General features: G+C 40.2%; 10 protein-coding genes. 7 read left to right on the top strand and 3 right to left on the bottom strand.

All coding sequences use genetic code 11. The features are described 5' to 3' along the window. The first annotated feature begins 212 nt into the window (after positions 1–212). The 3 genes from NG55_RS03675 to NG55_RS03665 are packed head-to-tail and all read left to right on the top strand — an operon-like array spanning position 213 to position 3,887. Complete coding sequence (locus NG55_RS03675) at positions 213–1,784, top strand: DUF2271 domain-containing protein (RefSeq protein ID WP_065342366.1); 1,572 nt, start codon at positions 213–215, stop codon at positions 1,782–1,784. Between the two features lie 33 nt (positions 1,785–1,817). Beyond that, positions 1,818–2,408: a PepSY-associated TM helix domain-containing protein gene (locus NG55_RS03670; protein ID WP_065342365.1), complete on the top strand. Its 591-nt coding sequence runs from the start codon at positions 1,818–1,820 to the stop codon at positions 2,406–2,408. Positions 2,409–2,417: 9 nt separating this feature from the next. Continuing rightward, positions 2,418–3,887, top strand: coding sequence for a sulfite reductase subunit alpha (locus NG55_RS03665; RefSeq protein WP_065342364.1), 1,470 nt, complete (start codon positions 2,418–2,420; stop codon positions 3,885–3,887). Here the strand turns inward: NG55_RS03665 and NG55_RS03660 are convergent. Both NG55_RS03660 and NG55_RS03655 read right to left on the bottom strand, forming a co-directional pair. Next, a complete protein-coding gene (locus tag NG55_RS03660; RefSeq protein ID WP_065342363.1) occupies positions 3,884–4,105 on the bottom strand; it encodes a DUF6500 family protein in 222 nt (73 codons plus the stop codon). The genes NG55_RS03665 and NG55_RS03660 overlap by 4 nt on opposite strands. Positions 4,106–4,260: 155 nt before the next feature. Next, complete coding sequence (locus NG55_RS03655; protein ID WP_065342362.1) at positions 4,261–6,333, bottom strand: TonB-dependent receptor plug domain-containing protein; 2,073 nt, start codon at positions 6,331–6,333, stop codon at positions 4,261–4,263. A gap of 285 nt (positions 6,334–6,618) precedes the next feature. On the opposite strand from NG55_RS03655, the gene NG55_RS03650 reads away from it, so the two are divergent. The 4 genes from NG55_RS03650 (at position 6,619) to NG55_RS03635 (ending at position 12,093) form a co-directional block, all read left to right on the top strand. Then, positions 6,619–8,823 (top strand): TonB-dependent receptor, encoded by a 2,205-nt coding sequence (locus NG55_RS03650; protein ID WP_065342361.1) that lies wholly within the window; start codon positions 6,619–6,621, stop codon positions 8,821–8,823. A 317-nt stretch (positions 8,824–9,140) separates the two neighbouring features. Further along, on the top strand, positions 9,141–9,326 hold the full coding sequence (locus NG55_RS03645; RefSeq protein WP_016540951.1) for a hypothetical protein: 186 nt from the start codon (positions 9,141–9,143) through the stop codon (positions 9,324–9,326). A gap of 326 nt (positions 9,327–9,652) precedes the next feature. Beyond that, positions 9,653–10,972: an NCS2 family permease gene (locus NG55_RS03640; RefSeq protein ID WP_016540952.1), complete on the top strand. Its 1,320-nt coding sequence runs from the start codon at positions 9,653–9,655 to the stop codon at positions 10,970–10,972. Between the two features lie 122 nt (positions 10,973–11,094). Continuing rightward, positions 11,095–12,093, top strand: coding sequence for an adenosine deaminase (locus tag NG55_RS03635; RefSeq protein ID WP_065342360.1), 999 nt, complete (start codon positions 11,095–11,097; stop codon positions 12,091–12,093). Between the two features lie 41 nt (positions 12,094–12,134). Here the strand turns inward: NG55_RS03635 and NG55_RS03630 are convergent, their stop codons facing one another. After that, on the bottom strand, positions 12,135–12,689 hold the full coding sequence (locus tag NG55_RS03630; protein ID WP_065342359.1) for a cytochrome b: 555 nt from the start codon (positions 12,687–12,689) through the stop codon (positions 12,135–12,137). Positions 12,690–12,731 lie beyond the last annotated feature (42 nt).

Genomic DNA, 12,731 nt, shown 5'->3' with positions numbered 1-12,731 from the left:
GTTTTTATGCCATTAGACATATATAGATGAACACGTTATTTTTCTCCCTAATGTGTATCTCAAGTGAATAGAATGTTTTTGATTTTATTGAAAATAAAATGATTTCACTTTCATGTTATTTTGGTTGTAATTTATGCGTGAGACCAAGCCATTTGCTTTTCATAAAGCTTATGTATTGGCTTAGGTAAATCTTAGAAAATGGAAGCTTAACGATGTCATCAACGCAACAAATTTTTCGCCCAATTCACATCATTTTTCGTTTATCTCCGTTGATGGCAGCCATCGCTGTATTCATGTCTCCAGTGACTATAGTTCAGGCCAATGAAGCGACTGTAAAAGACCCTCAGATACTACAAGCACCTGTTCAAACGCCAAGTTATAGCTTTCATCAAGATCATATTCTAGGGACTTCTTTGGATGTGGTGGTGACCACGGCAGATCAAAAAGATGCAGAAAAGGCATTACAGGCTATTCAGCATGAAGTGGCACGTCTGGATCAGATTTTATCGGTATGGCGTGATGACAGTGAAATTAGTCAACTCAATCGTGAACAACAGATCGAAGCTTCCTCTGAACTGTATGAAGTAATTGCAGCATGTGAACAATGGCGTAGTGCGACCTGTGGTGGTTTTGATGCACGTTTAGGTCAATTGATTCAATTGTGGGAGCAAACTCATCAGGTACAAAACCTAGATGACCAAACCCAAGAAGCACTTTTAAGTCAATTAAAAACCCAAAGTATTGAGCTAAACCCAGAAACCAAACAGATTAAATTCGATTCAGCTGTCAAAATTGCACCAGATGCTTATGCCAAGGGTTATGTGATTGATCGTGCCTTGATTGCAGCAAAACAAGCGGTACCACATTTACAAGGAATATTGATTGATATTGGCGGTGATATGCGGGTGTGGGGCCAATCCCCCCAACAAGCAGGCTGGAAAATTGGCATTCAAAACCCAAATGAGCGTTTTGATAATGCCGCACCAGCACAGGTTTTGAATATTAAAGATCAAGCAGTGGCATTGAGTGGTCAGGGTTATCGTTCATTGGCAGGTCAATCGCATTTGCTCAACCCACAAACGGGGATGCCGATTCAAACCATTGAACAATGTGTGGTGGTTGGACAGTGTGCTGCGGATGCAGATGCTTTGGCAACCGCTTTAACGGCCATGTCACCTCAAGAAGGGATGCAACTGATTGAGCAATTAGTTGGATTTGAAGCACAATTGGTTGCGGCTGATGGTAGTCTTTACCAAAGTTCAGGCTGGTCTACACTATTAGATGCCAATCAAGCTGCAATCATGCGTCATGTCGCAGGCAATGGCGCAGCAACGGCTTGGCCTAAAGGCTATCAGGCACAAGTTGAAGTCAATATTCCTAAGCTTGCTGTTGATAATTATCGTGCGCCTTATGTTTCAGTGTGGGTCACGGATAGTGATAAAAAATTGGTGCGTACCCTTGCGGTTTGGGGTAAAGATGAGAAATGGATCAATTCAAATTATGTGTGGTGGCGTCGCTATGGTCGTCAAATGCCAAATCTAGATGCAGTGGCTAAGCCATCGCGTCAGCCTGGACAATATCGCTTGGCTTGGGATGGTAAAGATGAGACAGGTAAGATGGTTGATGCGGGGAAATATTTAATCCATATTGAAACCTCGCGTGAGCATGGTGATCATTCCTATCAAAGCTTTGAATTAGAAGTGGGTCCTAAAGCACAGAACAAAACACTTCCAGCGCAGGCTGAAATTGGTACACTGAAATTAAACTTTCAACGTGGTGCTTAATTAAAAGCTCACTCATTCCATGAGGCTTGTCTCTTGTATCAACGCCGTGATTTTTACCGCCATGCACGTTATGTGCATGGTTGGCTATCTGCCTTTGCTTTCATTGTGCTGATTTTTTTTGCAGCAACTGGATTATTGTTGAATAATCCCGATTGGTTTAAATCATCTAACGATGAACAAATTGTAAAACTCACTTTACCCGCTGCTTTTGTCAGTGCGATCCAAAAACAAGAAAATCCAACTCAGGCGATTCTAGATTTTGTTCGAGACAAGCAGCCGCTGATTGGGCGTTATAAAAGTAGTGAAGTGATGGATGGGGAAGTGATGATTCGTTTGGAGAGCCCTGCGGGTTCAACAGACCTATGGGTGTTGATGGATGAAGGTCAAGTGGAAATCACGCAGAAGCCCGCAAGCACGGTTTCACTGCTCAATGATCTACATCGCGGTAAAAATGTCGGTGCAACATGGCACTGGTTGATTGATATCAGTGCGATCATCATTATTTTACTGTCTTTGGCGGGCTATATCTTATTTTTGACCATTAAAACGCGTTTAATTCCCCATTTGCTTTTAACTGCGGCAAGTTTATTGACGATTATTTTACTCATTTGGTTTGCCATTTAAGGTGAAGTCATGACTCAAGCCGTACTGATCGTTATTGCAATTTTAGCAATATTATTGGGTCTACATCTTTTTGTGATTGCGTGGTTGTACGGTCAGCAAAGACAGTCAAAAACTTCTTTACAACAGCATCCAGCTTATTTGGTGGTCTATGCCAGTCAGTCGGGACATGCAGAAGTTTGGGCGAAACATACCGCGGAACAATTACGTTTGCTGGATGATCAAGTCTTAGTCAAAAATATTCAGGAACTGAGCCACGATGATCTAATTCAACAGCAACGAATTTTATGGGTGGTGAGTACCTATGGTGAGGGGGATGCACCCGATAGTGCACAATCCTTTATGAATAAGTGCTTTAGCGAAAACTTAGATTTATCCCATTTATCCTTTGCAGTGCTGGCTTTGGGAGATCGGCGCTATGCTAATTTCTGTCAATTTGGACAGCGATTGGAACAATGGTTGCTTCAACAGCAGGCACAGCCTTTATTTGATACAGTTTTAGTGGATCAAATGAAGAGCCGTGATTTAGAACACTGGTTAAATAGATTAGAACAGCTGACCTCAATACAGTTCAGTGATTTAACCCATTCAGAACGGGTGCTGCAATTCAAGTTTGCACATCGGCAGTGTTTAAATAAAGGCAGTATTGGTGAGCCGATTTATAAAGTTCAATTGATTGGGGATGAGGACTTGGTTTGGTCATCAGGTGATATTTTAGAGATCCAATGCGAAAACAATCTGGATGATATTGAGGCGTTTTTGCAATCACAGCATCAGCCAATAAATGCTAAGTTGATCGCTCAATTAAGCACCTTGAATTTAAGAAAATTACCAACCAAAGTAGAGCAGTCTTTTCAGCAATGGTTAACCCAATTTGAGCGCTTACCCAAGCGTGAGTATTCGATTGCCAGTTTGCCTGAAAATGGCTTTATTGAGCTGGTCGTTAGGCAACAATATACGGAAACAGGTCTGGGTCTAGGCTCTGGCTGGCTGACACAAGGCTTGCAGCGAGACCAAATTTTACAAGCTCATATTCGTCATAACCCAAGCTTTCATTTACCGCATGATGCTAGACCTTTGATTTTGATTGGTAATGGTACGGGGATTGCTGGTTTACTGGCACATTTACGCCAAAGAGAACATTGGGGTTATCAGCAAAACTGGCTGATTTTTGGTGAACGACAGCAGCAATTCGATCATCTTTATCAAGCTGAAATTCATTATTGGCAGCAACATGGTTTTCTTGATCAGGTGGATTATGCATTTTCCCGTGATCAAGTTGAAAAAATCTATGTACAAGACTGTTTAAAAGAGCAATCGGCGCGATTACAGACTTGGGTTGCGCAAGGCGCAGCAATTTATGTCTGTGGTAGCCTCAAGGGAATGGCTGGTGGCGTTGATCAGGTCTTAAAAGAGGTTTTAGGTCTTGATTTGCTGGAGCAACTTAAACAACAACAGCGCTATCAACGCGATGTCTATTAATCGGATTCAGCTAAAACCAGTGCTTTAATCTTGCTGGCTTTTTCAAAATGATCCAGTCGATGCGCCATGATCCACCAATGGGCAGCCTCCATGAGAAGTTCAGGATCATCATTTTTATTGGCAAAGAAAGCATAAAAAGAAAGCCCGACGTTTTCGCCTTTTTTGGCAATTTTTTCATTGCAGACATGAATAATTTTGGCTCTTAATTCGGCTCTCATTGTGTTCTAAATTCTGGAGGGTAAGTTTGATTGTATCATAGCATTAGAATTATAAATGATTGTAATCGTTTGGTTTAATCCTTATTTTTAAACAACTCAAGTCAGCTATGCCTGTACTGATTGAGTTGTTTCAATGATTTTAAAGCCAAGGAAAATTAGAACTTCTTCTCCAATGAAAATTGGAAGGAAGGGATGCTTTCATTGGTTCTTGCCTGATAGAGACTCCCATCGGCTTGGTTGGTTAAGCGTTCCTTATAATGGGTACTCAAGACGTTGTTGAGATTAAGACTCGCTGCCCAGCCATGGCTAAAGCGTTTGGTTGCACTGAGATCTAAGCTGAAACGTTCATTGGTGGTGCGATCATAGGGTTGACTATCTAAGGCACGGGTAAATTCAGGCGTGTAACTCACATTCACGCTGGTCGAGAGTTGCCATGGTTTATAGCTATACGATAAACCCGCACTGGTATTATAAGGTGCAACATCACTGGCTAAACGTTCACGGTGTTGTTCATCTTCAATTTTGGCGCGAATCGTTGAGACTTGTCCATTGAGCATAAATGAATGCCCAGCTTCAGTTTGTTTGAGTGCATAGCGTCCAGACAATTCAACACCATAGGTGGTCGCTTGATCTTGGTTTTGTGGGCGCTCCACATAACGTGTACCTTCAAGTGAGATGACTTTCTCGATGTAATCTTTAATTTCACGATGATAGGCCGTTAAACTCAGACCACCACTGGCAGAGTCATAGGCGAGGGTAGATTCAGCCGCACGAATTTTTTCTGGTTTTAGATTGGGATTGCCGCCACGATCGGGATTATTCAAGCTACCTGCATCAGTATCTGTAGAGACAGTCACATTCGGAATCAGTCGATCGGTATTCGGACTTTTAAACGCTTGGCTTAAATTGGTTTGAATCGACCATTGCTCGGTTAGGTCAAAACGATATGCCAAAACAGGACTTAAATGTTGATCTTGGTAATCAACCAAGCCCGAACGATTTAACCATTCTTGGCGTGCACCTACAGTGATGGTTTGGCGGTCGGTAAAACGCCAGCTACCCTCACCATAAACAGCATAGCGTTGTTCATCAAGGCTTTTGCTCACATTACTATCGAGTTCGTTGCTACGTGTATCAAAACCAAATTTAATTTGACGGTCTTTATCTAATTTACGAACCCCATCATAGGCAAGACCATACTCATTTACCGTTTCATCGGTATAAATTGTATTTTGTGGCGAGCGGGTGAGTTGGGTTTCCGTCTGACGTTCAACAGACAAACGGATTTTATCACTCAGGTCTTTATCTTTACGTTCATAACGGGTGTTTAAGCGAATACTATCATTTTTGTCATCTTGAGTTTGATTGGCTGAATAGCCGTCCATTTTGATATTGCGATAGAACAATTCAGCAATCAATTTTTGTTGATCATCCAGATCATATTGTAAGCGAGGGGAAAACATCTGCATGGTACGGTTAGTGGTACGAAGTTGTTCACGCGTTCCTGTTGCTGTTTCTGTTTTAGTCATTGAGGTATTGTCTATCCACATTTGATTGGCAGAGACACTATAGGACCACTGGTTTTCACGACCGTCTGCTTGAATGTTGATTTGTTTGCGCTCTGATTGTTGTTCACCATTATCACGTAAGCCGTAGCCTAATTTTACTGTTCCATTTAAGCGGGTATCTAATGGCTCTTTTAAAATAATATTTATGACAGCGGAGGATGCAACTGAGGCTTGGGCAACACTCGGTTGTTTGATCACTTCAATACGTTCAATCATTTCTGGCGTAATGGTATCAATGACGGACATCCCACCACGAGGACCACCTTGCACTGGTTCACCGTTGACTAAAAAGGTGGGTGCTCCGCCACCACGAAAACGCATGCCTGAAGCACCACTACCACCGCGTGGTCCTTGGCCAAAAGCAGGGATCTGAAATCCAGCAGCGCGTCTTAAAGCATCCATCACAGATTGGTCGCCGTATTGCAGCATTTCTTCACGGCTAATGATAGTTTTCGGTACCGCACTAATGTCATCATCTTTGGCTTTTTGGGGTTCTGCAGAAGCTTTGAATGAAAGAGTTGGTAAAAGCTGTGTGCTTGATTCTGTCGACGTTGAAGTGGGTGGCTTAATCTGGGGTTCGGTCGCGTAAATGGATGCACTTATACTGAGTAAGGCTGAGCTGAGTACACTCAACTTTCCATAAGAAATAGTATTCTTCATTATCAAACCCCAAAAAATGATCAAATTATTTTCCGTGTAGCCTAATGTAAAATTGTGTAGAAAAATGGAATTTACTCCTAAGAACTCAAAGATTTAAAAATTATTTTCAAGCTTGGGTTTGAAGATGAGAATAAAGCATAAATTTTAAATGCATAAGAAATGGCCTATTAAGTTAAAAATTAATGCAAAAAATGATGAAAATGAGAATGATTTTTATTAAAATTGTAGCGTTTTTTTATTTTTAATATTTTTTTAATTTTTGTCTGAGTTTTTTTGAGAAATTTTATGCGTTCTTTACCTTTAAATATGCATCACAAGCCTATTTTTAAATTTAGCTTGTTAAGCATGATGCTGTTGCAAGCACAGTATGCTTTTGCCAGTGAGGCAGCGGCGCCAACGGCAGTGATGCCGACCATTAAAATTGAAGCAATGAGTGAGCTTGATCCGATCAAAAGCTATATTGATTATGATCAGGCAAGCGTGACTCGTAATGGCCTCAAGAAAAAAGACATCCCGCAGACCATCGATACCATTGATGTGCAAAAATATAAAATTTATGGGGCTAATGATCTTAGTGTCATGCTACAAGGGACGCCAGGTGTAACTACCACATATGATACACGTGGCGATGGCATTATGATTCGTGGGTTCAGTGCCGATACCAGTGATATTTATCGTAATGGTGTGCGTGAAGGGGGGCAAGTACGTCGTAGTACTGCCAATGTAGAACGTATCGAGATTTTAAAAGGGCCTGCGTCTGTACTTTATGGTCGTGGTGCAGGCGGTGGTGTCGTGAACATGGTCACCAAGTTTGCTAATTTTGATTCAAAGAGTTCTGTTGGTGTTTATGGCGGATCTTATGAGAATATTGGTGGTACTTTAGATATTAATCAAGTGGTCAATGATAATTGGGCTGTACGTTTGGTTGGAGAGAAGTCTGATACCAATAGTTTTCGTTCAGGTATTGGTACAAAGCAATCTATGTTTTCACCAAGTGTGACTTATCGTAGTGATGATGAAAAACTACTTTGGACCACAGAATATACCTATGACAAATTAGATCGTGTTCCAGATCGAGGGCCTTCATTTTCGGTATTAAGTCGTTTCCCTGAAAATATCTTGAGAGAAACAGGTTTTGCAACCTCATCGGATTTCATTATCGATGAATTACAAACAGTACGTACTGACTTAAAATACGAATTTGCGCCAGATTGGAAGTTCCATTGGGCATTAAGTTATCGACAAGCGAATCAAGATTTCGATAACTTCTTTGGTGGAAGTTATTGTACTGATAGTACAAAAGGCTGCAAACCAGGTTACATCAAGCAATCATATGCTTGGCAAGAAACCATGAATAAAACAACAACGAATACCTTTGATATTACGGGTAAGTTTAATACAGGGAAATTAGAACACCAACTGATGGTCGGTGCAGATTGGTCACATGAAGACCGAGAGCCGAAGTTAGGCAACTATTCAAGTGGCGATAAAGCAGGATTGTATTATCAATTAATTAATCCTTACAATCCAAGAGATTATCAATCATCATTTGATCGAGTTAATGGTAGGCCAATCGAAACTTCTTATACGCACCAAAATAATGATAGTTTAGCATTTTTTGTACAAGACCTGATTTCATTAACACCAACATTAAAAATGATGCTTGGTGCTCGCTATGATCAATATGAAGTTTCTACGCGCGATACTTCTACTATATCTCAAACTTATGGAGCAACTGTTAAAATTGATGCGGAAACATTTAGTCCCAATATAGGATTTGTTTGGCAGCCAATTGACAGTCAAAGTTTATATACATCCTATAGTAAAAGTTTTGCACCATTTGGTGGAAGTGCTGGGCTTTCTCCTTTTACTAGTGGGACGGTTGACTTAGAAACATTCAATGCTGAACCGCAATATAATGAACAATATGAAATAGGTATAAAAAGCGATTGGCTCGATGATCGTTTAAGTACTCAATTTTCTGTCTTCGATATCCGTAAGAAAAATATTCGTTACCGTCCGAATCCAGATGATGAGCCATCATTATATGTGGTTGGAGGGGAACATCAATCTAAGGGGGCGGAGTTTAGTTTTATCGGTCGTATGATGGATAATCTATTTGTGCGTGGCGGCTATGGTTATACTGATGCTGACGTTAAACAAGATAAAGTAAGGCCAGAGAATGTAGGACATTATTTAGCTAATACAGCCAAAAATACTGGTAATTTATTTATCCGTTATTTGCCATTGGATAATATTTATACAGAGATTGGGGCGACCTACAATGGCTCTTTTTATACCAATATTTCTAATAATCCCGATACAAAAATTGATGGTTGGACTCGTTTCGATGCTGCCGTTGGTTATAAAGGAGAACATTGGGGTGCGACCTTAGCGGTAAGTAATTTAACAGATAAAGTGTATTGGAGATCAAATACAATGCCAGGTACGCCACGCAACTTCTTGGTGCGTTTGAACTACCAGTTCTAATCTAAATACGTTATTGTGACTTTAAGCACTTTTGTCTAGACAAAAGTGCTTTCCTATTTTTAGCTGCTGAAAATGAACAGTTTTTTCTATTACAAAGATATAGTTTATATCTATCTTATTGAATTATATAAAAAGTTATTGCAAAAAAAACTGGAATATTCTAATATTTGATTGAGTAAAAATTAAGCAAATAAATTATGAAAATAACTATATAATTGTGATGTAGTTATCATTTGTGATTTTAATATGTGTTTTTGTTCTCGTTTCTCTTCTTTTTTGTTAGCATTAAAGAAAACTTTATAATAGAGATAATAATAATGAAGATTAAAATTACGATCATCTTGACCTTTTTGGTGCTCATTTTGGGTTATGTCGCTTATGTGGATGCTCAAACAAAAAAACGCCAAGAACTACTTAAAATTGTTCAAGATGCTGAAAGCAGCTTGAACACAATACAACATAGTCCCCATACGCATTTATCCTCATATCAACGTACACATTAGTTTTTGTGGGGAATATAAGACCATTGTTAGCTCAATCATCCGAGATTGGGCATGAAATGCGCTTTTTTTGTGTTGTGATACTCAAGTTTTGAGTAGAATCTGTTAAAATATTTACCATTAAATAAAAAGCTGCATTTTGAGATGCGGCTTTTTACGTTTTGATATCGGAATCGAATCTATACATATCCTCTGCGTAGCAAGTGCAAAACTGGCATATAGATTGCTTTGAGCCTTGTATACCTTTTTGTGTACATTCAAAAAAGATTGCAAACACAAACGTATAGATTTCACATTCTACGATCTTAGATTTCAACAGGTGCTATGTTATGACAACGCCTAATGCTTCGGCTGGTTTGCTAGAACGCTTATTTAAATTAAGCGATAACAAAACCAACTTTAGAACAGAAGTTCTAGCAGGTGTAACTACATTCTTGACGATGTGTTACATCATCATTGTAAACCCACTCATTCTTTCAGAAACTGGCATGGATCACGGTGCTGTGTTTGTTGCGACCTGTTTGGCTGCAGCAATTGGGTGTTTGGTCATGGGGATTATTGCGAACTACCCAATCGCACTTGCACCTGGTATGGGCTTAAATGCTTATTTTACCTATTCAGTCTGTTTAGGCATGGGCGTGCCTTGGCAAACTGCTCTCGCTGCAGTTTTTGTCTCAGGTTTAGTTTTCCTTGCAATCAGCTTCTTTAAAATCCGTGAAGCGATTGTCAATGCAATTCCAATGTCTCTGAAATTTGCAATTGGTGGTGGTATTGGTTTATTCCTTGCCTTAATTGCACTGAAAAATGCAGGCATTATTGTTGATAATCCAGCGACTTTAGTGGGGCTTGGGGATATTAAGCAACCAACAGTCTTATTGGCATTATTTGGCTTCTTGATGATTGTGGTTTTACATCAGTTTAAAGTCCGTGGTGCCATCATCCTCAGTATTTTGGTGGTGACTGCAATTGCAACTGCAATGGGCTTGAATGAGTTTAAAGGTGTTGTTGGTCAAGTTCCTTCTTTAGCACCAACCTTTATGCAAATGGATTTTAAAGGTTTATTTACTGCCAGTATGGTTGGGGTGATTTTTGTGTTCTTTATTGTCGATTTATTTGACAGTACAGGAACCTTGGTGGGTGTATCACATCGTGCAGGCTTACTGCAAGATGGTAAATTGCCGCGCTTGAAGAAAGCCTTATTTGCTGACTCAACTGCAATTGTTGCCGGTGCTGCTTTAGGTACTTCTTCAACAACGCCTTATATTGAATCTGCTTCGGGTGTTGCAGCTGGTGGGCGCACGGGTTTAACCGCAGTCGTTGTTGCATTCCTATTCATTGGTTGTTTGTTCTTGGCACCATTGGCTCAATCTGTTCCAGGTTTTGCAACTGCACCTGCATTATTATTTATTGGTGTGTTGATGATCCAAGGGATTACACATATTGATTGGGATGATATTACTGAAGCAGTTCCTGCATTTTTAACCATCGTATTTATGCCATTTACCTATTCAATTGCGGATGGTATTGCGATGGGCTTTATCAGCTATGCTTTAGTTAAATTACTGACAGGAAAAGCAAAGACAGTTCCTTATATGGTCTGGATCATTGCGGCGCTGTGGGTGTTTAAATTTGTTGCATTTGGCGGCTAAGCAAAACATCGCTATTCTTTTATCATTCTCTTTTTGAGCTGTTGTTGTAATGGCTCATTTTCAAGAGAGCTTAAAGGGCGTTATTTCGATAACACCCTTTTTTCTTTAGACGTGGAGTTAATATGAATCAAATCGAGCTGATTCGTGCTTTACCCAAAGCCGAATTGCATGTGCATATTGAAGGGACATTTGAACCTGAACTGATGTTTGCTATTGCACAGCGTAATCAGATTCAGATTCCTTATCAATCGGTTGAAGAAGTGAAGCAAGCCTATAACTTCCATAATCTTCAATCATTCCTTGATATCTATTATGCAGGCGCGAACGTGCTGGTGCATGAACAAGATTTTTATGATCTGGCTTGGGCATATTTTGAAAAATGTGCTGAAGACCGTGTCGTACATACCGAAATGTTCTTTGACCCACAAACGCATACTGAGCGTGGGGTTGAGTTTGCAACCGTGTTGGCTGGTTTAAAACGTGCCTGTACAGATGCAAAACAAAAGTTAGGGATCAGTTCTCAGTTGATCATGTGTTTTTTGCGCCATTTAAGCGAAGAAAAAGCATTTGAAACGCTGGAACAGGCATTGCCATTTAAAGATGATATTATCGCGATTGGTTTAGACTCAAGTGAAGTTGGGCATCCTCCAGCGAAATTTGAACGTGTTTTTGCCAAAGCACGTGAAGCAGGTTTCTTGATTGTGGCGCATGCTGGTGAAGAAGGTCCGCCAGCATATATCTGGGAAGCGCTGGACTTGCTGAAAGTGAATCGTATTGACCATGGTGTGCGCTCAGAAGAAGACGAAGGTTTGATGACGCGTTTAATTGCTGAGAAAATGCCATTAACGGTTTGTCCTTTGAGTAATTTAAAACTCTGTGTCGTCAATGATATGGCTGATCACAATATCCGTCGTTTATTACAGAAGGGCGTGCATGTTACTGTGAACTCGGATGATCCTTCATATTTCGGTGGTTATATGAATGATAACTTTGTGGCGATTCAGCAGGCTTTGGATTTAAACAATGATGAGTTAAAACAGTTGGCAATTAATTCTTTCGAAGCTTCATTTATTTCAGATGAAGAAAAACAGAAGTGGATTGCTGAAGTAAAACAAATCTAAATAAAAAAACCGCGTAAAGCGGTTTTTTTATGCATGGAAATTTATTTGGGTTGGCGCAACATACTGAGTAGGACATTATCTTTATCAATCAAATGATGTTTGATTGCCGCTAAAGCATGTCCTGCAACCAATAAACCCGCAAACCATGAGAGATAAATGTGAATTGGTTTAACAATTGCAAGTAAGTCTGGATTGTCTTGTACTAGGCGTGGAATTTCGAATAAATATAAAACAGGTGCAGGGTGTCCAGCGCTCCAGCTAAATAAACAGCCTGTAATTGGCAGTGCGAGTAGCATTAAATACAGCAGGAAATGTCCAACATGTGCCAAAGTTTTCATCAGTGGAGACATGGTGTCTGGTAGTTGAGGGGCAGGGTGGGTATAACGCCAAAAGATGCGAATCACAACTAAGAAAATGATGGTGGTCGCGATATTCTTGTGTAGCGTAATCACATTGCCTTTAAAGCTTCCGTCAACGTCATAGCTGAGGAAGTTGCCACTGTAGAAGCCAATCAGCCAGGCGGCAATGAAAATAACAGCCATGAGCCAGTGAATAACTTGTGCCGTACGCGTGTAATATTGTGCTGAGGTTGACATTGCAACATCCTGGCTTTGTTATAGGTAATTATTTTTAATAAT

This window comes from Acinetobacter gyllenbergii (genome assembly GCF_001682515.1).
Taxonomy (GTDB): domain Bacteria; phylum Pseudomonadota; class Gammaproteobacteria; order Pseudomonadales; family Moraxellaceae; genus Acinetobacter; species Acinetobacter gyllenbergii.
Note: the sequence above shows the minus strand (reverse complement) of the source record. Positions and strands in the feature narration are given on the sequence as shown.

Bases quoted from the DNA above. Each gene is read 5' to 3' on its own strand.
- NG55_RS03675 (WP_065342366.1), top strand. From the start codon at position 213: ATGTCATCAACGCAACAAATTTTTCGCCCAATTCACATCATTTTTCGT.
- NG55_RS03665 (WP_065342364.1), top strand. From the start codon at position 2,418: ATGACTCAAGCCGTACTGATCGTTATTGCAATTTTAGCAATATTATTG.
- NG55_RS03660 (WP_065342363.1), bottom strand. From the start codon at position 4,105: ATGAGAGCCGAATTAAGAGCCAAAATTATTCATGTCTGCAATGAAAAA.
- NG55_RS03655 (WP_065342362.1), bottom strand. From the start codon at position 6,333: ATGAAGAATACTATTTCTTATGGAAAGTTGAGTGTACTCAGCTCAGCC.
- NG55_RS03650 (WP_065342361.1), top strand. From the start codon at position 6,619: ATGCGTTCTTTACCTTTAAATATGCATCACAAGCCTATTTTTAAATTT.
- NG55_RS03645 (WP_016540951.1), top strand. From the start codon at position 9,141: ATGAAGATTAAAATTACGATCATCTTGACCTTTTTGGTGCTCATTTTG.
- NG55_RS03640 (WP_016540952.1), top strand. From the start codon at position 9,653: ATGACAACGCCTAATGCTTCGGCTGGTTTGCTAGAACGCTTATTTAAA.
- NG55_RS03635 (WP_065342360.1), top strand. From the start codon at position 11,095: ATGAATCAAATCGAGCTGATTCGTGCTTTACCCAAAGCCGAATTGCAT.
- NG55_RS03630 (WP_065342359.1), bottom strand. From the start codon at position 12,689: ATGTCAACCTCAGCACAATATTACACGCGTACGGCACAAGTTATTCAC.